General features: G+C 68.7%; 16 protein-coding genes. 5 read left to right on the top strand and 11 right to left on the bottom strand.

Annotated elements, in window-relative coordinates; translation table 11 throughout:
- Positions 1-85: 85 nt before the first annotated feature.
- From ABFG95_RS28115 to metC, 8 genes are all read right to left on the bottom strand, one after another.
- Entirely contained in the window at positions 86-2467 is a 2382-nt protein-coding gene (locus ABFG95_RS28115; RefSeq protein WP_348996068.1) for a TonB-dependent receptor, read from the bottom strand.
- A 162-nt stretch (positions 2468-2629) separates the two neighbouring features.
- Positions 2630-3616 (bottom strand): FecR domain-containing protein, encoded by a 987-nt coding sequence (locus ABFG95_RS28110; RefSeq protein ID WP_348995194.1) that lies wholly within the window; start codon positions 3614-3616, stop codon positions 2630-2632.
- On the bottom strand, positions 3603-4106 hold the full coding sequence (locus tag ABFG95_RS28105; protein ID WP_144657361.1) for a sigma-70 family RNA polymerase sigma factor: 504 nt from the start codon (positions 4104-4106) through the stop codon (positions 3603-3605). The genes ABFG95_RS28110 and ABFG95_RS28105 overlap by 14 nt, the downstream gene beginning before the upstream one ends.
- Before the next feature lie 91 nt (positions 4107-4197).
- Positions 4198-4953, bottom strand: a complete 756-nt coding sequence (locus ABFG95_RS28100) for an amino acid ABC transporter ATP-binding protein (protein WP_348995193.1) — start codon at positions 4951-4953, stop codon at positions 4198-4200.
- Positions 4950-6044: an amino acid ABC transporter permease gene (locus tag ABFG95_RS28095; protein ID WP_348995192.1), complete on the bottom strand. Its 1095-nt coding sequence runs from the start codon at positions 6042-6044 to the stop codon at positions 4950-4952. Before ABFG95_RS28095 ends, ABFG95_RS28100 begins: the two co-directional genes overlap by 4 nt.
- Entirely contained in the window at positions 6041-7189 is a 1149-nt protein-coding gene (locus ABFG95_RS28090) for an ABC transporter permease subunit (RefSeq protein WP_063580863.1), read from the bottom strand. The genes ABFG95_RS28095 and ABFG95_RS28090 overlap by 4 nt, the downstream gene beginning before the upstream one ends.
- A gap of 19 nt (positions 7190-7208) precedes the next feature.
- Positions 7209-8372 carry an amino acid ABC transporter substrate-binding protein gene (locus tag ABFG95_RS28085; RefSeq protein WP_175145988.1) on the bottom strand — a complete coding sequence of 388 codons (1164 nt, stop codon included), beginning with the start codon at positions 8370-8372 and terminating at the stop codon, positions 7209-7211.
- A gap of 131 nt (positions 8373-8503) precedes the next feature.
- Positions 8504-9652 carry a cystathionine beta-lyase gene (metC, locus tag ABFG95_RS28080; protein ID WP_348995191.1) on the bottom strand — a complete coding sequence of 383 codons (1149 nt, stop codon included), beginning with the start codon at positions 9650-9652 and terminating at the stop codon, positions 8504-8506.
- Positions 9653-9760: 108 nt separating this feature from the next.
- Between metC and ABFG95_RS28075 the strand changes: the two genes are divergently transcribed.
- Positions 9761-10675, top strand: coding sequence for a LysR substrate-binding domain-containing protein (locus ABFG95_RS28075; RefSeq protein WP_278992069.1), 915 nt, complete (start codon positions 9761-9763; stop codon positions 10673-10675).
- On the opposite strand, the gene ABFG95_RS28070 is transcribed toward ABFG95_RS28075, so the two are convergent.
- On the bottom strand, positions 10665-12782 hold the full coding sequence (locus tag ABFG95_RS28070) for a TonB-dependent copper receptor (RefSeq protein WP_348995190.1): 2118 nt from the start codon (positions 12780-12782) through the stop codon (positions 10665-10667). The two genes, ABFG95_RS28075 and ABFG95_RS28070, sit on opposite strands and share 11 nt — an antisense overlap.
- Positions 12783-12870: 88 nt before the next feature.
- Positions 12871-13536: a DUF2946 family protein gene (locus tag ABFG95_RS28065; protein WP_348995189.1), complete on the bottom strand. Its 666-nt coding sequence runs from the start codon at positions 13534-13536 to the stop codon at positions 12871-12873.
- Between the two features lie 231 nt (positions 13537-13767).
- On the opposite strand from ABFG95_RS28065, the gene cysP reads away from it, so the two are divergent.
- The 3 genes from cysP (at position 13768) to cysW (ending at position 16538) form a co-directional block, all read left to right on the top strand.
- Positions 13768-14784 (top strand): thiosulfate ABC transporter substrate-binding protein CysP, encoded by a 1017-nt coding sequence (gene cysP / locus ABFG95_RS28060; protein WP_063583907.1) that lies wholly within the window; start codon positions 13768-13770, stop codon positions 14782-14784.
- A gap of 80 nt (positions 14785-14864) precedes the next feature.
- On the top strand, positions 14865-15707 hold the full coding sequence (gene cysT, locus ABFG95_RS28055; RefSeq protein ID WP_054430478.1) for a sulfate ABC transporter permease subunit CysT: 843 nt from the start codon (positions 14865-14867) through the stop codon (positions 15705-15707).
- 3 nt (positions 15708-15710) lie between these two features.
- Positions 15711-16538, top strand: a complete 828-nt coding sequence (gene cysW, locus ABFG95_RS28050; protein WP_054502459.1) for a sulfate ABC transporter permease subunit CysW — start codon at positions 15711-15713, stop codon at positions 16536-16538.
- A gap of 12 nt (positions 16539-16550) precedes the next feature.
- Here cysW and ABFG95_RS28045 read toward each other — a convergent pair whose 3' ends face one another.
- Positions 16551-17879 (bottom strand): LLM class flavin-dependent oxidoreductase, encoded by a 1329-nt coding sequence (locus tag ABFG95_RS28045; RefSeq protein ID WP_059270441.1) that lies wholly within the window; start codon positions 17877-17879, stop codon positions 16551-16553.
- A gap of 189 nt (positions 17880-18068) precedes the next feature.
- Between ABFG95_RS28045 and ABFG95_RS28040 the strand changes: the two genes are divergently transcribed.
- Complete coding sequence (locus ABFG95_RS28040; RefSeq protein WP_348995188.1) at positions 18069-20204, top strand: LamG-like jellyroll fold domain-containing protein; 2136 nt, start codon at positions 18069-18071, stop codon at positions 20202-20204.
- Positions 20205-20276: the final 72 nt, after the last annotated feature.

Here is a 20276-nt window from a genome sequence, read left to right as displayed (position 1 = left end):
AGGGGAACCGTGTCAGGGTTCAAGGGCTCGTAAAACGCGTATTAAAACACGCCGACGGCCCTTGACCCTTGCCTCTTCCCGGTCGCTACCAGCGGTGCTGGTACGTCAGCGTCAGCACCGTGCCTGGGGCCGGCAGGCGGCTGGTATTGGTGCTGGTGCGCATCAACTGGCTATAGAGCGGGTAATAGTCGCGGTTGAACAGGTTCTCGATCCCAACGATCAGCGTGTCCTTCGGCGTGACCTGGTAGCGGCTCATCAGGTCCACCGTGAAGTAGCTGCCCACGTCGCGGCGGCCGAAACTCTCGACGCCATCCAGCCGGTAGTCCTTGGCCCCGAAGTAATTGGCCTGGATGCGGTTGCTCCAGCGCTCGTTGGGCCGGTACTGCAGGTACGCGGTGAGCTTGAGCGGCGGGATGCGGTAGCCGGTCATGTCGCGCCACTGGCCGTTGTCGGGCCGCTCGCGTCCCTTCATCCACGTGAACGTGCCGCCCGTGCCCCATTTCTCGTCGTCGGTCAGGTAGTCCACCGTCGCCTCGATGCCGTGGATGCGCTCCTCGGTGCGGGTCAGGATCAGGCCGTTGTTGAAGCTCTGCACATCGCCCAGCTTGGAGGTGGTGTAGAACAGCGCCAGCGACGCCGTGGTGTTGTCCACCCCGCCGCGCCAGCCCAGCTCGTAGTTGTTGGTCTTGACCGGCTGCAGGTCCGACGAGCCGATGTCGAAGCCCGGCCGCGCGTTGCGCATCTGCACGCCGATGTCCGGCAACTGGAAGCCCTGGCTGAAGTTGGCGTACAGCTCCTGGCCGCGGATCGGCGCGTAGGTCAGGCCGGCGTTGAACAGGAAGGCGTCGTAGCTGACCGAACCGCCCCGCACCGAGGCTGGCGACGCCACGCGCGATTGCGACAGCGGCACGAAGTCGCCAAAGCGGGCGGTGGCGTACTCGTAGCGCGCCCCGCCCTGCACCGACCATTGCTCGTTGAAGCGGTGCTCCAGCTGGCCGAAGATACCGGTGCTGCGCGAGGTCAGCTCGGGCATGTAGGTCAGGCGGCCGGTCTTGCGGAACACCCGGCCGCCGCTGGCGTCGTAGGCCGCCGCGTCGAACACGTCGATCGGCATGTCGCTGCGTTCCTGGTTGAAGTCCATGCCCCACAGCAGTTTCGACTGCTCGCCCAGCGGCGTGTCGATCGTCAGCCGGCTGCCGAACACCTTGCTGTTCTGCATGACCTGGTCGACGTTGCCGCCGCGCGTGACCACGGCGCGCGCGTCGAACGGCGTGAAGCGCGTGTAGTAGTCGCGGTAGTACATCTGCGCCGTGACCTTGCTGCCCAGCAGGTCCAGGTGCTGGTATTCCAGGTTCACCAGCGTGTTGCGGATCTGGTTCTGGTCGGCCAGGTCCAGGCCGCTGAGCGGCAGCGCGCGCGCCGTGCCCGGCGGCAGGCGGCCGACCGAGGGATCCGAGGTGTAATCGGAATGCTGGTCGGCGTTGTAGTAGCTGGCCGACAGCTGCAGGCGCTGCTTGTCGTCCAGCCGCAGGCCCAGCTTGCCGCCCAGGCTGTAGATGTTGGAGTCGAACAGATCGCCCTGGCTGGGTTCGGGCGCGATGCGGCGGCCGCGCGCGTCGTAGGAGGCGCCGTTGTGGCGCGCGCCCAGGTCCAGCGCGTAGTCCAGCATGCCCTGGCTGCCGGCGAAATGCTGCTGCAGTTGGCCGCCCAGCCCGTCCGAATTCAGCCGGCTCAGCGGGCTGACGGCGGTCACGGTGGTTTCGGCCACCGGTTCGCCGCCGGCGGGCCGGGTGGTGATCGAGACGATGCCGCCGGTGGCCCCGGCGCCGTAGATCGAGCTGCTGCCGCGCAGCACTTCGACGCGCTCGATGGTGGCCGGGTCGATGTTGGCCAGATTGCGCGACGAATCGCGGTTGGTGTTCAGCGGAATGCCGTCCACCAGCACCAGCACGCCGCGTCCGCGCAGCGTCTGGCCGTAGTCGGTCATGGTGCGGCTGGAATCGGCCATGCCCGGCACGGTCTTGGCCAGCACGCTGGCCAGGCTGTCCGAGCCGGTGCGCAGTTCCTGCAAGGCGTCGCGCTCCAGCACGATGGTCTGCTGCACGGGGCTGACCAGGTTGCTGGCCGTGCGCGAGGCGCTGACCTCGATCGGCGCCATCACGGTGGCGCCGCCGCTGGCCGCCTCGGGTTCGATGAGGGTGGCCGAGCCTTCCTGCCGCAGCCGCAATGGTTTGCCCTGCAGCAGCGCGGCCAGCGCCTGTTGCGGCGTCATGGACCCGGACAGCGCCGGCGCCTGCATGCCGGCCACGGTCTGAGGCGCATAGAAAATCTGCAGGCCGTGCGTTTCGGCCAGCCGCTTGAGCGCCTGGTCGAGCGACTGCGCCGGCATGTCGATAGCGACGGGCGCCGTCGCCTGCGCGTCGGCCATCCCCGGACCGAACGCCAGCACTGCCGCCATCGCGGCCATCGTCAGGCGCGCGGCCACCGGCGCGCCTTGTCCCATTTTCTTGTGAACCACAGCTTCTGCTCCTGATCCGTCATCGATGGGCCCCATGCCCCACGGAATCAAGAAGAAGACGCAATACGGCAAAAAAACCTGAATGCCCGGCCGAACTATTTTGTAACAGCATCAACGCGCCGAAATCTCGCTGCGGCCGTCGGCCAGCTGGCGCACCTGCACCGGCAGGATGTGCGGCAAAGCCGTCAGGAAGGCGTCTGTGTCGCGGGTCTGGAACACGCTGGTCACGGTGAGATGCGCCACCCCGGCTCCCAGCACGATCGGGTGCTGCCGGTACCGCGATACTTCCCGCGCCGCCGTGGCCAGGTCGGTATTGCTGAAGCGGATCTGGCCGCCGCGCCAGGCCAGCGTCGCCGCCACGTCGGCGGGCTCGACCCCTCCGGCCTGCCCGGCCGCGCCGATGCGCACGCCCTGCCCGGCCGCGACCGGCAAGGCCGCCGCGTCGTGCGCGCCGGCCACCTTGACCGAACCCGACTCCACCAGCACCCGCACTTGGTCCGCGTCGCGGCGCACGTCGAAGCGCGTGCCGGTCACGGTCGCGGTGCCCAGGCCGGCATCCACCACGAACGGGCGGCCGGCGTTCTTCTCGACCGAGAACAGCGCCTCGCCCGCCACCAGCAGCACGCGCCGCTCGGCATCGTCAAAGCGCACGCGGATATGGCTGTTGCTATTCAATTCGGCGCGGGAACCGTCGGGCAGCGCCACGCTGCGCAGTTCGCCAATCCGTGTCTGGTATTCGGTCCAGCCCGCGCCGCGCGGCCACAGCGCCCAGCCGCCCACGGCGAGGATCGCGGCGCCCAGGCTCAGGGCCAGCGCGGCTCGCCGCCCGGAACGCGCGGCACGGCGCGGCGCTTCGGCCAGGGCGCGCAGGCGCTCGGGCGCGACGGCGTCCGCGGCCTGCCAGATCGATTGCAGCAGGCGGTACTCATAGGCGTGGCGCGGATCGGCCGCCAGCCAGTCGGCGCGCGCCTGTTCTTGCGCGGCGTCCCACTCGCCGGAATGGGCGCGCGCGAACCAGCGCGCCGCCTCGGCGCGGATGGCGTCGACGCCGGCCTCGCCGCCGGCCTGCCCGGGCGATGCGGCGTCAGTGGGGCGCATACGCCCCCAGCCGCTCGCGCAGATGCAGCGCGGTACGGATCATGTATTTCTCGACCATGTTCTTGCTCAATCCCATGCGTTCGGCGATCTCGGCCTGCGTCAGGCCTTCCAGCCGCTGCCAGACGAACACCTGGCGGCACTTGAGCGGCAGTTCCGCCAGCGCCGCTTCCAGCGCCTGGCCCAGCTGGCCGGTGCGCGCCTGGGCCATCGGGTCGCCCAAGGGGCTGGCGTGGTCGGCAATGGTATCAAGCGGCACCCATTCCTGCCCGCCGTCGCGGCGGAACTGATCGACGGCCGCGTTGCGCGCGGCCTGGTGCAGATAGGCGCGCGGCTGCGCCACCTGCGCCGGGTCGGTTTCCAGGCACTTCACCAGCGCGTCGTGGGCCAGGTCGCGCGCGGCGTCGCGGCAGCCCAGCTTGCGGGTCCAGACCGCGAGCAGCTCTTCGTAATAGGCCAGGAAGCCGGAGGGACGGGACGGACGCAAGGACATGACGCACAATCGACAGAGGCATGCATGATAATGGTTTCCATTTTCATAAACAAACCCGGGCGTGATGGCTGCGTCCGCCGCCCTGCCCGCCTCAATGCAGGATGCGCTCCAGGAAGGCGCGCGTGCGTTCATGCCGGGGGTTGTCGAAGAAATCGCCCGGCTCGCCAATCTCGATGATGCGGCCGCCGTCCATGAACACCACCCGGTCGGCGACGTTGCGGGCAAAGCCCATCTCGTGGGTCACGCACAGCATGGTCATGCCGTCCTCGGCCAGCGAGGTCATGGTGTCCAGCACTTCCTTGACCATCTCCGGATCCAGCGCCGAGGTCGGCTCGTCGAACAGCATGATGCGCGGCTGCATGCAAAGCGAGCGGGCGATGGCCACGCGCTGCTGCTGCCCGCCCGACAACTGGCCCGGGTACTTGCCGGCCTGGTCGGGAATGCGCACCCGCTCCAGGTAGCGCATGGCCACATCCACCGCCTGCGCGCGCGGCATGCGCCGCACCTGCGTCGGCGCCAGGATGCAGTTCTCCAGTACGGTCAGGTGCGGGAACAGGTTGAAGTGCTGGAACACCATGCCGGCGTCGGTGCGCACGCCGTCCACGGCGCGCAGGTCGTCGCTCAGCTCAACCCCGTTGACCACGATGGAGCCCTGCTGGTGGCGTTCGAGCCGGTTGATGCAGCGGATCATGGTGGATTTGCCGGAACCGGACGGCCCGCAGATCACCAGGCGCTCGCCCGCCCGGACCTGCAGGTTGATGTCCTGCAGCACATGGAAGTCGCCATACCACTTGTGCATGCCGGCAATGGCGATGGCGGGCGGCGTGGCGGCGCAAGGCGTGGTCATCGGAGTTCCCCTTTTTTATAGCGATGCTCCAGCCACATCGAATAGCGCGACAGGCCGAAGCAGATGCAGAAATAGATCGATGCGATGAAGAGATAGGTCTCGACGTAGGGCGTGGGCCAGGCCGGGTCGGTCAGCGCCGCGCGCCCTGAGCTGAGCAGGTCGAACAGGCCCACGATCAGCACCAGGCTGGTGTTCTTGATCATCACGATGGCGGTATTGGTGAGCGGCGCGATCACCTTTCGCAGCGCCTGCGGCAGCACCACCAGACGCGTCATCTGCCACCATGACAGCCCCAGCGCGCGCGAGGCCTCGGCCTGTCCGGGCGGGATCGCCTGCAGGCCGCCGCGGATCACCTCGGCCAGATACGCGGCCGAGAACACCGTCAGCGCGATGCCGGCGCGCAGCAGGCTGTCGATGGTCATGCCGGCCGGCAGCATGATGGGCAGCACGATCGAGGCCATGAACAGCAGGCTGACCAGCGGCAAGCCTCGGATCAACTCGATCACGCCGATGCTGATGAAGCGCGCCGTCGGCAGGCTGCCGCGGCGTCCCAGCGCCAGCAGCACGCCCAGCGGCAGGCCAGCGCCCAGCGCGCATACCGCCAGCAGCAGCGTGATCGGCAGGCCGCCCCACGACGAGGTCGGCACCCGCGCCAGGCCGAACACGCCGCCCTGCATCAACAGCAGGCCGGCCGCCAGGCCGACGATCCACAGCGCCGCCGTGCGGGCGCGCCATTGGCGCGGGCTGAGCGAAAACACCGTCATCGCCAGGATGAACAGGCAGACCACGGTGGGCCGCCATTGCTCGCCGGGCGGATAGATGCCGAACAGGATCTGGCGCATCTTCTCGCCCAGGAAGGCCCAGCAGGCGCCGCTGGCCTGGCGGCAGACGGCGCCCGTGGCGCCCGGCCAGACGGCATCCAGCACCGCCCAGTTCAGCAGCTTGCCGGCCGCGGCCAGCACCAGCGCCAGCGTGGCCACGGTGGCGAGCGCGCTGACGGCGCTGCCGAACAGGCGGTGCCAGGCGCTGTCGCGGCGGTCCGCCGGCGGCGGCAGAACCCGCGGCAGAGAGGAAGGATGGGACAGGCTCATGCGCGTTGCGTCCTCAGGATGCGGCGGTTGTACAGATTCATGAAGAGCGACACGCTCAGGCTGATGCTCAGGTACACCGCCATCAGCACCGCCACGCCCTCGATGGCCTGGCCGGTCTGGTTGATGGTGGTGGTGATGACGAAGGACAGGTCCGGGTAGCCCACCGCCAGCGCCAGCGTGGTGTTCTTGATGATGGACAGGTACTGGCTGGTCATCGGCGGGATGATCACGCGCAGCGCCTGCGGCACCACGATCCAGCGCAACGCGGCGCCGGGTTTCAGGCCCAGCGAATGGGCCGCTTCCCACTGGCCGGCGGGCACCGCGTCGATGCCGCCGCGAATGATCTCGCCGGAGAACGCGGCCGAGTAGATCGTCAGCCCCACCAGCAAGGCGGTGAATTCCGGCGTGAAGGCGCTGCCGCCGGCAAAATTCAGGCCGCGCAGCGCCGGCACGTCGGCGTGCAGCGAGGCGCCGCCCCACTGCGCCACGGCGGCCACCAATGCCAGCGCCGCGACCAGGCCCAGGCTGCGCCACGGCATGCGCGGCGCCACCGACCGGCGCGCCAGGCGCCACGCGCCCCACAGCAGCAGCGCCGCCGCGCCCAGCGCCCACCACAGCGGCTGCGTATCGCCCTGCAACGACAGGCTGGGAAAGAACAGCCCGCGCACCGACAGGAACACGCCCGGCAGCGGCTGCAGCGCCTGCCGCGCCGGCGGCAGGTTGATCGTCACCAGGCTGTACCAGAACAGCAGTTGCACCACCAGCGGCGTGTTGCGCACGGCTTCCAGGTAGACCGTGGCCACGCCCGTCACCAGCGGATGGCGGCTGCGGCGCGCCAGCGCCAGGCCGAAGCCCAGCAGCGTCGAGGCCGCGATCACCAGCGCCGAGATGTACAGCGTGTTGGCCAGCCCCACCAGGAAGGCGCGGCCGTAGCTGTCGGTCGGCTGGTACGCCAGCAGGCTTTCGGCGATGGGAAAACGGGCCGCCTCGCCGAGGTAGTCAAAACCCATGGCGATGCCGCGCTGGGTCAGGTTGGCGTGGGCGTTCCAGGCCAGCCAGCCCACCGCGCCGACGAAGGCGCCGGCGATCAGCAGTTGCGCCAGGACGGACCGGGCGCGGCCGTCGAACCAGAGTCGCTTGAACATGATGAGCCCCGCGCGCCGCTCAGTTGAAGACGTACGGGTACATCAGGCCGCCGTCGCGATACAGGCGGTTCATGCCGCGCTCGAGCTTCATCGGGCTGTTCTTGCCGACGTTGCGCTCGAAGATCTCGCCGTAGTTGCCCAGCTGCTTGACGATGTTGTAGGCCCAGCGCTCGTCCAGGCCCAGCGCCTTGCCGTTGCCCGGCTCCGTGCCCAGGAAGCGGGCGATGCGCGGATCGTCGGACTTGAGCATGTCGTCGACGTTGGCCTGGGTGATGCCCATGTCCTCGGCGGCGATCGGCACCTGGATGACCCATTTGACGATGTCGAACCAGCGGTCGTCGCCATGGCGCACCGACGGCGTCAGCGCCTCGCTGTGGCCGCTGGCCGGGAAGATCACGTAGTCGTCCGGGTTCTGCGCCTGGGTCGCGCGCACCGCCGCCAGCGCCGAGGCGTCGGTGATGAGGCCGTCGCAGCGGCCCGAGAAGAACGCCTGGCGCGAGGCCGCGACGTTGTCGAACAGCACGGTCTTCAGGCCCAGCTTGAACTTGCGCGACAGGTCGGCCACCGTGACCTCGTTGGTCGAGCCGGTCTGCACGCAGATGGTGGCGCCGTTCATGTCCTTGGTCTGGGTGATGCCCAGGTCCTTGCGCACCATGAAGGCGTCGTACTCGTAGTAATTCGGGTAGGTGAAGTTGATGCCGTTGGCATCGCGCCGCAGGGTCCACGAGGTGGTGCGCGGCAGCACGTCGATCTGGCCGGTCTGCAGGGCCGTCAGGCGCTGCTGGCCGGTCAGCGGCACGAAGCGCGTCTTGCTGGCGTCGCCCAGCACCGCGATGGCGATGGCGCGGCAGGTGTCGACGTCCAGGCCCTTCCAGTTGCCGTCCTTGTCGGGCGCCGAGAAGCCGGTGGTGCCATGGCCGGAACCGCAGATGACGTAGCCGCGGGCGCGGATCTGGTCGACGGTGGGGCTGTTGGCCTGGGTGACGGCCGCCGCCACCGGCGAGGCGCCGGCGGCGGGCGCTTGTGTCGCGGTTTGTGTCGCGGTTTGTGTCGTGGCTTGTGTCGCGGTTTGTGCCTCGGGTTGCGCCGCGGACTGGGCGGCGGCCTGGGCCGGCACGACGGTCGGCACGCAGGCCGCGATGGCCAGGGCGAGACAACGGTAAGTCTGCTTGAAGCTGAACATGGCAATTCCCCTTGCTATGTGGTGAGCGCCTCGGGGCGCTTCGTGCCGGTCGGCCATGCGCGGCCGGCCGGTGTGTTGAACTGGATTCGGCGCAAAGCGCCGTCCGGGCGGGTCGGGCGCCAGCCGCGCGCTCAGCGTCGCGCCTGGTACGCCGCCAGCGCGCCGCGCAGGTCGTCCTTGAGCGTGTCCACATCCTCCAGCCCGATCGATAGCCGCACGATCGGCCGGTCGGTCGCCGGGTAGGCGCGGCCCGCCTGCAAGTCGGCCGGGTAATAGGCCGCCAGGCTGTGCACACCGCCCCAGCTGGCGCCGATGGCGAAATGGCGCAGCGACTCGAAGAAGCCGTTGAAGGCCGCCTCGGGCGCCGGCGCCAGCACCATCGAGAACAGGCAGCCGTTGGTGCGGAAGTCGCGCTTCCACAGGCCATGGCCCGGGTCCGACGGCAGCGGCGGGTACAGCAGGCGCTCGACCTGCGGCTGGCTTTGCAGCCACTCGGCCACGCGCAGCGTCGCGTCGCTCTGCGCGCGCAGCCGCAGCGCCAGCGTCTCCAGGCCGCGCAGCACCAGGAAGCAATCGTCCGGGCTGACCTGTTGGCCCAGGATGCTCTGGGTCTCGCGCATCACGGCGTAGTGGTCGACGTCGTTCATGCTGATGCTGCCCATCAGCACGTCGGAGTGGCCGCCGAAGAACTTGGTGGCGGCCTCGACGCTGAAGTCGACACCGTGCGCCAGCGGCTGGAAGCCGAGCGGGCTGGCCCAGGTGTTGTCCATCATGGTCAGCACGCCATGGCGGCGCGCGGCGGCGGCGATGGCGGGCACGTCGACCATTTCCATGGTGACGGTGCCGGGCGCCTCCATGCAGATCATGCGGGTGGCCGGGCGGATCAAGGCCTCGATGCCGGCGCCGATGGACGGGTCGTACAGCTCCACGTCCACGCCCATGTGCGCCAGCCATTTCTCGCCGAAGGTCTTGAGCGCGCCATAGCTGGCGGCCGACAGCAGCAGGTGGTCGCCACCGCGCACGAAGCCCATCACCACCGTCATCAGCGCCGCCGCGCCGGACGGCGTGATGACGCAATGGCGGCCGCCTTCCAGCGCGGCGATGCGGTCTTCCAGCAGGCGCGCCGTGGGCGTGCCGGTGACGCCGTAGCTGAAGCCGTCGGGCTGGCGGTGCTTGCGGTTGACGAAGGCGTCGAGCGAATCGAACACCACGGTGGAGGCCCGCTGGACGGCGGGCGAGAGACTGGCGAAATCTCTATTAGTCTGATTGATAGCTTTCATCTACTCTATTTGCTGGGCTTAGGAGTGATCGGGAACAGCGCCAGTGTCTGTCTTTCCCGCCATTGCCTCAACAATCGAAAAAACTTAGTCAATAAGCGGGACTTATAGATGGACATGCGCGAGATCCAGGTCTTCCGGGCCGTGATGCAGGCCGGCACCACCAGCAAGGCCGCCACCCTGCTGGGCATTTCGCAGCCGGCGGTGAGCCAGGCCATCCGCAAGCTGGAAACCTCGTCGGAACTGCGCCTGTTCGAGCGCGTGCGCGGCCGGCTGGTGCCGACCCAGGAGGCCGGCGCGCTGATGGAGGAAGTGGACCGCTGCTTCGCCGGCTTCGAGCTGATCGAGCACCGCATCCGCAGCCTGAAATCGTTCGGCGTCGGGCGCCTGGCGATCGGCTCGCTGCCGGCGCTGGGCACCGGTTTCATGCCGCGCGCCATTGCCGCCTTCGGCCTGCAGGACCGCCGCATCCAGATGTCGTTCCAGATCATGAGTTCGCGCGAGGTGCTGCGGCAGGTCGCGGCCGGCCAGCTCGATTTCGGCCTGATGGCCGACGAGCTGTCGGTGGCCGGCCTGGAGCACTCGGAGTTCCTGCGGCTGCCGGGCGTGATCGCCATGCACAACCGCCATCCGCTGGCGGCGCGGCCGCGCATCACGCTGCGCGACCTGACCGAACACGCCTTCATCGCGCTCAACCCCGAGGACGCCAGCCGTCGACGGCTGGAAGCCGCGCTGCACGACCAGGGCCTGGCGCTGCGGCCGGTGCTGGAGACGCCCTACTCCAATTCCGTCTGCGAGTTCGCCCTGCACGGGGTGGGCATCGGCCTGGTGCATCCGGTCATGGCGCTGGATTACCTGGCGCGCGGGCTGGCCATCAAGCCGCTGGAACTGGACATCGGTTTCACCTGCCTGCTGGTGTTCCGGCCCGGCACACCGCTTTCGGAAAACGCGCGGGCGTTGCTGAAAGCGATGCGCATCGAGCTGGAACGGGACCTCAAGCGGATCCGGACGGCGCTCAGTACTTGAAGCTCAGGCGCGCCCAGACGGTGCGCCCCGGTTCGTTGAACGCCGTGTTGGCGGCAAAGCCGAAGCCGGCGTCGCCCGCCAGGTTCAGGTGCTCGGCGTAGGTCTTGTTGAACAGGTTGTCCACGCCCAGCGACAGCTTGACCTGCTTGCTGACCGCGTAGCCGCCGTTCAGCGAGAACACGCCGAAGCCGGCGCTAGGGCCGAAGTCCTTGCCCACCACGTTGCCCTGGTTGAGCGCATAGCGGCGCTGCGCCGCCACCAGCCGCCACAGCGCGCCGGCCGACCAGGTGCCGTCGTCGTAGGCCGCGCTGAGCTTGGCTTCCAATGGCGGCATCTGCGGCAAGGCGCGGCCGTCGCTGCGATTCTGGCCCCAGGCATACGCCAGCGTCGCGCCCAGCTTCCAGCGCGGCGCCGCCTGGTAGGACAGCCCCAGTTCGCCGCCGGCGATGCGGGCGTCGATGTTGGCGGCCTGCGTCGAGCCGCCGTGCATGCCATGGCCCCCATGCATGCCACCCATGCCCCCCATGCCGCCCATGCCCCCCATGCGGCTCTTGGCGTAGTCGAACAGGATGAAGTCGTCGACATAGCCGGCGTAGCCGGACACCCAGGCATCCACGGTCTCGGTCTTGTACTGCGCGCCGAAATCGATCTGCGTCGTCTTCTCGGGCTTGACGCCGCGGAACGCGTTGACCGACCCGTCGGGCCCCTTTTTCGGCGAGAACAGCTCCCAGTAGTCCGGGAAGCGTTCCGCGTGGCCCAGGCCGACGTACACCGTGGCCGGCAGGTCCGCCAGGTCCCGCTCGTAGCGCAGGAACCCGCTGGGCAGCGTCTCATTGCGGCGTTCGCCGGCCGTGGGGTTGGGCCTGGCCATCATCATGGACCCGCTGCTGCGCCGGAAGTCCTTGGCCGAGGCCCAGTCCACCCGCGCGCCGCCGATGACCCGACTGTCCTGCGTGGCGTGCCAGGTCAGTTCGCCGAACAGGCCGGTGTTGGCGAAGCTCGCGTCCTTGACCCAGCTCTGCGAGCGGTACGAGACCGTGTCCGTGCCGCTGCGCGAGCGGTGCCGGCTCTGCTGGAAATCCAGGCCGGTCACCAGGCTCAGGTCCGGCGCCAGGTTCCAGGTGCCGGCGATGCGGCCGCCCCAGGTCGCGCGATCCACGTCCGAGGCCATCGCCATCGGCATCATGCCGTGCGGATCCGGCGCGCGCAGCGTGTAGTTGTCCATCACGTGATCGGCGTAGTTGTAGTAGAGCTGCGCCTCCAGCTTGTCCAGCACGCCGCCCAGGTTGCGCTTCTCGAAGCGCAGGCCGAAGCTTTCGCGCTTGAACTGCGAGCCGTCCATGCCGCGCCCGGCGTAGCGGGCGTTGCCATCGCCGGTGCCGGCGGTCAGCTCGTACAGGGTGTCGGCGTCGGGCGTGAAACCCAGCGCCAGGTCGGCGTTCCACTTGTCCCAGCGCGACGGCACCTTGTTGCCGTCGCCGTCCTTGTAGTCCTGGGCGTGCGAATGGTTGGCGGTGATGCGGGTGTAGACCTTGTCGTTGCCCACGGTCAGGTCGGCGGCCTGGTCGTTACGGCCGTTCGATCCGCCCACGAGGCTGCCGTCGAAGCGCACACCGGGCTCGGCGAAACGCGGCGTGTCGCGATCGAAGCGGATGGTGCCGGCCGAGGCGCCCGGCCCCCACAGCACCGTCTGCGGGCCCTTGATGACGGTCAGCTTGTCGAAGTTCTCGGGCGAGATGTACGAGCTGGGCGCGTCCATGCGCGCCGGGCAGGCGCCGGGCATCGAGGTGCCGTTGGTCAGGATGTTCAGGCGCGAGCCGAACATGCCGCGCAGCACCGGATCGCCGTTGGTGCCGCCGTTGCGGATGGCCGAAAAACCGGGAATGGTCTTGAGATAGTCGGTGCCGTCGCTGGCCGGCAGGGGCTGGCGCGGGATCTTCGGGTCGGTGGTGAAGGTCAGCGGCGCGCTCGGGGCGACGCCGGTGATCACCACCGGATCGGTGATGGTGATGGCGTCGGCGCCGGCGGCCTGCGACCAGGCGGGAAACGACGCGGCCAGGGCGGTGACCAGGCAGGTCGCCCGCAGGATGTCCTTGTTCTTGTGCATGAGAGTCTCTGGATCTGAACGGGCTGGACGCGCGCGACCGCGCGGGCCGCAAGCAAGGCGCGCCAGCAACAACGGGAACGGGTGGGGTTCAGGCCAGGACGGGCGGCGCGCGCGACTGCCGTGGCAATCGCGCCTGCGCGCTGGAGAAGTGGATGTCGACAGTGGGCGCCGGCAGCGCCTGCCGCACCGGGGGCAGGCGCCAGGCCAGCGGCGGCAGCCCTAACAACGCGGCGGCGCCGAGCATGGCGCAGCCAGCGAAGCAGCAATGCGGCAAGGCGCCACTGTGTTGTTGCGCGTCCTGCGCGACGCCGCCCTCGGCGTCCAGCGTGACCACGCGCGGACCGCTGGCCGTGCAGATGATGGTGGTGGCGCCCGGCGCGGCGCCGGGACCGGGCAAGGCGGCTGAGGCGATCAGCGCCTGGAACACGAACAGGAACGCCGCGGCTAACGCGGTCCATCGTCTCCCGGTATTGGCGCCCGTGTGCATTCGCATCCCCTCGAAGGCGCCGATGGTAGCACGCAGGATCCGGCCAAAAAGGTGCGCGGCGCCTTGTAGGACGTTCGGAAACGCGCCAACGGCCGCGGCCGATGCGCGGGCTTGATCCGCATCAAGCCCGCGCATCGGGTCAGGCCGCCTGGCGCAGGCGGGCTGGCCGTTGATGGCGCCATGGATCCGCATGACTTCGGCCATCTGGCCGCCGCCACTGCGGCCCGGCTTGAGCGCGGTCATCGGCCCCCGAAAGACCGTGGCCATGTCCTTGCCGCGCAGCCTACCCGTCCCGGGACGCATCGTGAGCGCCTCCGGTCCGAGAAACCGCCACATGCCGGAAAACGCGGGTGCGGCGCGCCGGTTACAACGCCCGGCTATGAGTTAACGGTAATTGAATATTTCCAAATACCGGGCGGCATAAGCATCATGCGGTATCGGGGCCTTCCGCCCCGGCCGCGGGTTTCCCGCGTAGCGCCTTTCATCCGGAGAAGCCCTTTGCTCAAACGACTGCTCGCCTCGGCCCTGACGCTGACGGCCCTGGCCGCCAGCGCCGCGCAAGCCCAGCAAGCGCCCCAGGCCCTGCTCAATACGTCCTATGACATCGCGCGCGAACTGTTCGCCGCCATCAATCCGAAATTCCAGGCCGACTGGAAGGCCAAGACCGGGCAGGACGTCACGATCGAACAGTCGTTCGCCGGCACCTCGCGCCAGGCGCAGTCGATCATCCAGGGCCTGAAGGCCGACGTGGTCACCTTCAACCAGGTGCCCGACGTCGACATCCTGGCGCAGAACAAGCTGCTGGCCGCCGACTGGCAGAAGAAGTTCGCCAACAACAGCTCGCCCTACTACAGCACCATCGCGTTCCTGGTGCGCAAGGGCAATCCCAAGAACATCAAGACCTGGGACGACCTGGTGCGCGACGACGTCAAGCTGGTGTTCCCGAACCCCAAGACCTCGGGCAACGCGCGCTACTCGTACCTGGGCGCCTGGCTCTACGCCAACGAGAAATTCAAGGGCGACGACGCGCAGACCCGCGCCTTCGTCGGCAAGCTGCTCAAGAACGTCGAGAGCTTTCCCACGGGCGGCCGCGGCGCGACCGTGGCGTTCGCCCAGAACAACCAGGGCGACGCGCTGCTGACCTTCGAATCCGAGGTCAACAACATCGCCAAGGGCGACGAGTTCAAGGCGCAGGGCTTCGAGGTGGTGGTGCCGCCGGTCAGCGTGCTGGCCGAGTTCCCGGTGGCGGTGGTCGACAAGGTCGCCGACGAGAAAGGCACGCGCAAGGTCGCCGAGGCCTATCTGCAGTTCCAGTACTCGCCCGCCATCCAGAAACTGCTGACCGATTTCAACTACCGGGTGCATGACCCGGAGGCGGTCAAGGCCGCGGCCAGCCGCTTTCCGTCGATCCGGCTGATCAATCCGCAGGACGTGCTGGGCTCGTGGGACCAGATCACCAAGACCCACTTCGCCGCCAACGGCGTGCTCGACCAACTGCTGGGCGCCGGCCGCTGACACGCCGCGTCGATCCCCGCCTTCCGTCTCGTCAGCCGGCCGCCCGCGAGGGTGGCTGGCGTTTTTACGTTCAGGTCCGCATGTCCACGTTCTTCCGGCAGCATCCCGTCCTGCCCGGCTTCGGCCTCAGTTTCGGCGTCAGTAGCCTGTTCATCACGCTCGTGATCCTGTTGCCGCTGTCGGCCCTGCCGCTCTACAGCAGCCAGATGAGCTGGGGCCAGTACTGGCAGGCCGTCACCGACCCGCGCGTGCTCGCCAGCTACCGCGTCACGCTGCTGGCGGCGTTCTATTCGACCGCCGTGGTGCTGGTCATCGGCCTGTTGCTGGCCTGGATCCTGGTGCGCTACCGCTTCCCCGGGCGGGCCCTGCTGGACGCCGCCATCGACCTGCCGTTCGCGCTGCCCACGGCCGTGGCCGGGCTGACCCTGTCGGTGCTGCTGGCGCCGGGCGGCTGGGTCGGCCAATGGTTCGCGCCGCTGGGCATCAAGATTTCGTATGCATTCCCGGGCCTGGTGATCGCCATGATCTTCACCAGCCTGCCGTTCGTGGTGCGCTCGGTGCAGCCGGTGCTGGCCGACATCGGGGCCGAATACGAGGAAGCCGCCCGCACGCTCGGCGCCAGCCCGGGCCAGACCGCCTGGCGCATCCTGCTGCCGGCGCTGGTGCCGGCCCTGTTCACCGGCGGCTCGCAGGCCTTCATCCGCAGCCTGGGCGAGTTCGGCGCGGTGGTCATGATCGCTGGCAACATTCCCTACAAGACCGAGGTGACGTCGTTGATGATCTTCAGCCGCCTGGCCGAATACAACTACCCCGCCGCCGCCGCCATCGCCACCGTGGTGCTGGCGGCCTCGCTGCTGCTGCTGTTCGCCCTGCAGGTGCTGCAGGGCCGCCTGCTGCCGTGGCAGCGCGTGCCGGGGATCTGAGCCATGACGCGCCCTTCCCCCTGGCCGCGCCGCCTGCTGATCGGCGCCGGCCTGCTCGCCGCCCTGCTGTTGCTGGCCTTGCCGCTGGCCCTGATCTTCGCCCGGGTGATCGCCGGCGGCTTCGACGCCCTGCTACAGAACCTGGGCGCCAGCGACATGCGCGCGGCCATCGGCCTGACCTTGCTGGCCGCGGTGGTCAGCGTGCCCGTCAACCTGGTGTTCGGCGTGCTGTTGGCCTGGTGCGTGACGCGCTACGACTTCCGTGGCCGCCGCCTGCTGGTGGCGCTGGTCGACATCCCCTATGCCACCTCGCCGGTGGTGGCCGGGCTGTGCTACCTGGTGGTGTACGGCCTGGAAGGCATCTTCGGCCGCTGGCTCAGCGGCCACGGCGTGCAGCTGATGTTCGCCTGGCCCGGCATCCTGATGGTGACGGTGTTCGTGACCTCGCCGTTCGTCGCGCGCCTGCTGATTCCGCTGATGCAGGCGCAAGGCCAGGAAGAGGAACTGGCCGCGCTGACGCTAGGCGCCAGCGGCTGGCAGATCTTCCGCCGCGTGACGCTACCCAACATCAAGTGGGGCCTGCTGTACGGCGCGGTCATCACCAATGCGCGCGCGGTCGGCGAGTTCGGCGCGGTGTCGGTGGTGGCGGGCGCCATCCGGGGCAAGACGCTGACGCTGCCGCTGCTGATCGAACAGCTCAACGACGACTACAAGACCGTGGCCGCCTTCACGGCGGCGGCGCTGCTGGCCTGCATGGCGCTGCTGACACTGGTGGTCAAGACCTATATGGAGCGGCGCCGGGGCGAGGCCCGCCCCGCGCCGACGCACTGATCGCGGCGCCCGTCACGGCGTGAAATGGCGGTTGGCCGGACGCGGCAGCCCCAGGTTCTCGCGCAGGGTGCGGCCCTCGTACTCGCGCCGGAAGATGCCGCGGCGCTGCAGTTCCGGCACGACCTGGCCGACGAAAGCGTCCAGGCCGCCGGGCAGCCACGGGAACATGACGTTAAAGCCGTCGGATGCCTCGGTCTCCAGCCATTCCTGCATCTGGTCGGCGATGCGCGCGGCGGTGCCGACCATCGCCAGCCCGCCATAGCCGCCCAGGCGCTGCGCCAGCTGGCGCACCGTGAGCGATTCGCGCTCGGCCAGGCGCAGCACGCGTTCCTGGCTGCTCTTGCTGGCGTTGGTCTCGGGCAACGGCGGCAACGGCGCGTCCGGATCGAAGCGCGAGGCGTCGCATCCCAGCGCGACCGACAGCGAGGCGATCGCGCTTTCGTAGTGCACCAGGCTGTCCAGGCGCGCCCGGATGGCCCGCGCCTGGTCATCGGTCTCGCCCACCACCACCAGCACGCCGGGCAGGATCTTGAGATGGTCGCGGTCGCGCCCCAGCGCGTCCATGCGGCCCTTGACGTCGGCATAGAAGCGTCGCCCGTCCTCCAGCGTGGCAGAGGCGGCGAATACCACCTCGGCGGTCTCCGCCGCCAGCTGCCGGCCGGGCTCGGAGGCGCCGGCCTGCACGATCACCGGCCAGCCCTGCACCGGCCGCGCGATGTGCAGCGGTCCGCGCACCGACAGGTGTTCGCCGTGGTGATCCAGCGTGCGCAGGCGCGCCGGGTCGAAATAGATGCCGCTGTCGGCGTCGCGGATGAAGGCGTCGTCGGCCCAACTGTCCCACAGGCCCGTGACCACGTCGTAGAACTCGCGGGCGCGGGCATAGCGCCGGGCATGGTCGGGCTGTTCTGCGCGGCCAAAATTGAGCGCGGCGTCGGGATTGGAGGTGGTCACGATGTTCCAGCCGGCGCGCCCCTGGCTCAGGTGGTCGAGCGAGGCGAAGCGCCGCGCCACGTGGAACGGTTCATCGAAGGTGGTCGACGCGGTCGCCACCAGCCCCAGCCGCTCGGTCACCTGGCTCAGCGCGGACAGCAGCGTGAACGGCTCGAACGAAGTGGCGGTATGGCTGCGCTTGAGCGCCTCGATCGGCATGTTCAGCAGCGCCAGGTGGTCCGCCATGAAGAACGCGTCGAAGCGCGCCCGTTCCAGCGCCTGGGCGTAGCGCTTGAGGTGCTCGAAGTTGAAATTGGCGTCGCGCTGCGCGCCGGGGTAGCGCCAGGCGCCGGTGTGGATGCTGACGGGGCGCATGAATGCGCCCAGCTTGAGTTGACGTTGCGCTGGCATGACAAGAGCCCTGTTTTCGCCGAAACGAAAAAGATAGCGCGCCCCGGCGGCCAGGCGAACCAACCTGGCGCTATATGGCTATAAGCCGCCCGCGCGGTGCGAGGCGACGCAGAATCTTCACGCAGGGTTAACAAATCCGTCATTCGGCGTTTCTAAGCTTCCCCCTTTTTTGACCGATGGGCGGTATAGATGGCGCACGACAAACCTGACGGCAATCATGACCTTGCCGAGACTTCCAACAACCTGCCGGTGGCGGCGGACCCGCGCCGGCGCAGCCTGCTCAAGGCCGGGCTTGGCGCCACGCTGATGCCCGTGGGCGGCTCGCTGCTGCTGTCTGCCTGCGCCAGCGACAGCGAGGACGATGAAGCCGCCACGCCCGGCGCGCCCGGCACGCCCGCGCCGCCGCCGCCCAGGAAAATCTCCAGCTTCGCCGTGGCGGTGCTGCCGGACACCCAGTTCTACTCGCGCTACGCCACCGACGCCGAGAACCAGCAGTTCATGCGCAAGTACGGCAGCGAGCCCTACCAGGCCCAGACGCAATGGGTCGCCGATCACGCCAAGTCGCTCGACATTCCGTTCCTGATCCACCTGGGCGACGTGGTCGACCAGCAGGGCAAGCCCGACCAGTGGACCGTGGCGAGCAAGGCCATGAAGATCCTGGAAGACGCCAAGGTGCCGTATTCGATCCTGGCGGGCAACCACGACGTCATCCTGGACCGCGACTACGTCGACCCCGGCAGCCAGGGCAGCGCCACCGACGCGCAGCGTAACCTGGCCGCGGAACCCTATCTGCAGACTTTCGGCACCGACCGCGCCAGCAAGCAGGCCACGTTCGGCGGGCGCGATCCCAGCGGCTTCCACGAGTACCACATCTTCCAGGCCGAGGGCCAGAAGTTCATGGTGCTGTCGCTGTCGTGGCGCATTTCCGACGCTGGGCTGGCCTGGGCCAACCAGGTGATCCGCGCCAACCCGACGCTGCCGGTGATCCTGGTCAACCACCAACTGCTCAACATCGACAAGGACGGCATCAGCCCGCTGGAAGTGCCCTATGGCCTGATGCTGTGGGACATGCTGATCCGCGACAACGACCAGATCTTCATGACGCTGAACGGCCACTACCACGGCGCGGCGCACCTGACCAAGATGAACGCCTTCGGCAATCCGGTCGAGGAAATGGTGGTGGACTACCAGATGGCCTACCAGGGCGGCAACGGCCTGATGCGCCTGTACGAGTTCGACCTGAGCGACAACGAGATCCGCGTCCTGTCGTTCTCGCCGTGGGTGCCGCAAAAGCCCAAGGCCACGCTCAATGCCTTCGACCAGGCGGTGCTGACCGGCGCCAACGAGGCGTTCACCATCAAGATGGACTTCGCCAAGCGCTTTGCCCGCTTCAACAAGGACTTCAAGGCCGCCGCGCCCACGCACACGTCGCTGGTCGAGCAGGCGCGCGCCCTGATCCTGGCCAACTACACCGACCCGGCCATCATCACGCAGAAGCCCGCGGCCGACACCGAGGACTACCCGCAGGTGTCCGGCACGCTGGCGCACTGGCGCTTCTTCGGCGGCGCCGATGGCCAGCCGGTGCCGGTGGGCCAGGTGATCCAGGACCGCACCGGCAACAACCCGGTCAGCCGCGCGGCGCTGAACATCGACGGCGTGGTCGGCGCGCAGCTGGGCGACGTGGTCTGGTCCAACGACCATCACTACCTGTCGGCCGCGCCCGGTTCGGTGCGCTTCCTGAACACCGACAAAAACACCTCGCGCATGAGCTACTTCACCACCGCCACCACGGCGGTGTTGAACGCCGAGGCGGTGCCCAACGGCTATACCGTCGAGGCCTTCATCAAGATCGACCGAGACTGGACCGCGCAGAAGCATGCATGGATGAATATCATGACGCGCGACGGCAAGCGCGGCGACCTGCCCGGCTTCAATGGCGGCGACCCCGAATCGCCGCCGCTGCTGTTCGCCATCTCCAGCCTGCGCGAGATCCAGTGGGAAGTGGTGCCCGAGCGCACCGGCGCCCGCGACGCCAAGGCCAACTGGTCCGGCGAGATCATCGCCGACAAGTGGATGCACGTGGCCATCGTCAACGACAACACCACCCACGAGACGATCCTGTACGTCGAGGGCGCGCCAGTGCTGCGCAACGTCGCCGACGCCCCGGGCCTGGCGGCGCTGGCCGCCAACATGCCGTGGGTCATCGGCGCCGGCTCGTGGGACGGGGCGCGCGCCGACGGCTTCTTCGGCAGCATCGGCGAAGTGCGCATCGTCAACCATGCCTTGCCGCCGGCGCAATGGCTGACGTCGCGCCGCGGCGGTTGAACGCCAGGATTGGTTATTTGGTCATGACGCACAACTAAACAACCAATCCTTCGTTGGGCGCCGCGCGGCGCT

The sequence above is a fragment of the Achromobacter sp. HNDS-1 genome (genome assembly GCF_040084795.1).
In the GTDB taxonomy this organism is placed as follows: domain Bacteria; phylum Pseudomonadota; class Gammaproteobacteria; order Burkholderiales; family Burkholderiaceae_B; genus Achromobacter; species Achromobacter ruhlandii.
This window is presented reverse-complemented; position numbering and strand designations above follow the sequence as displayed.

Excerpts from the sequence above, each read along its gene's own strand:
- cysT (WP_054430478.1), top strand. The coding sequence starts at position 14,865 with ATGTCCACGTTCTTCCGGCAGCATCCCGTCCTGCCCGGCTTCGGCCTC.
- ABFG95_RS28040 (WP_348995188.1), top strand. The coding sequence starts at position 18,069 with ATGGCGCACGACAAACCTGACGGCAATCATGACCTTGCCGAGACTTCC.
- ABFG95_RS28070 (WP_348995190.1), bottom strand. The coding sequence starts at position 12,782 with ATGCACAAGAACAAGGACATCCTGCGGGCGACCTGCCTGGTCACCGCC.
- ABFG95_RS28105 (WP_144657361.1), bottom strand. The coding sequence starts at position 4,106 with ATGTCCTTGCGTCCGTCCCGTCCCTCCGGCTTCCTGGCCTATTACGAA.
- metC (WP_348995191.1), bottom strand. The coding sequence starts at position 9,652 with ATGAAAGCTATCAATCAGACTAATAGAGATTTCGCCAGTCTCTCGCCC.
- ABFG95_RS28115 (WP_348996068.1), bottom strand. The coding sequence starts at position 2,467 with ATGGCCGCGATGGCGGCAGTGCTGGCGTTCGGTCCGGGGATGGCCGAC.
- ABFG95_RS28090 (WP_063580863.1), bottom strand. The coding sequence starts at position 7,189 with ATGTTCAAGCGACTCTGGTTCGACGGCCGCGCCCGGTCCGTCCTGGCG.
- ABFG95_RS28110 (WP_348995194.1), bottom strand. The coding sequence starts at position 3,616 with ATGCGCCCCACTGACGCCGCATCGCCCGGGCAGGCCGGCGGCGAGGCC.
- ABFG95_RS28065 (WP_348995189.1), bottom strand. The coding sequence starts at position 13,536 with ATGGCCACGGTCTTTCGGGGGCCGATGACCGCGCTCAAGCCGGGCCGC.
- ABFG95_RS28095 (WP_348995192.1), bottom strand. The coding sequence starts at position 6,044 with ATGAGCCTGTCCCATCCTTCCTCTCTGCCGCGGGTTCTGCCGCCGCCG.
- ABFG95_RS28075 (WP_278992069.1), top strand. The coding sequence starts at position 9,761 with ATGGACATGCGCGAGATCCAGGTCTTCCGGGCCGTGATGCAGGCCGGC.
- cysW (WP_054502459.1), top strand. The coding sequence starts at position 15,711 with ATGACGCGCCCTTCCCCCTGGCCGCGCCGCCTGCTGATCGGCGCCGGC.
- ABFG95_RS28100 (WP_348995193.1), bottom strand. The coding sequence starts at position 4,953 with ATGACCACGCCTTGCGCCGCCACGCCGCCCGCCATCGCCATTGCCGGC.
- ABFG95_RS28085 (WP_175145988.1), bottom strand. The coding sequence starts at position 8,372 with ATGTTCAGCTTCAAGCAGACTTACCGTTGTCTCGCCCTGGCCATCGCG.
- ABFG95_RS28045 (WP_059270441.1), bottom strand. The coding sequence starts at position 17,879 with ATGCCAGCGCAACGTCAACTCAAGCTGGGCGCATTCATGCGCCCCGTC.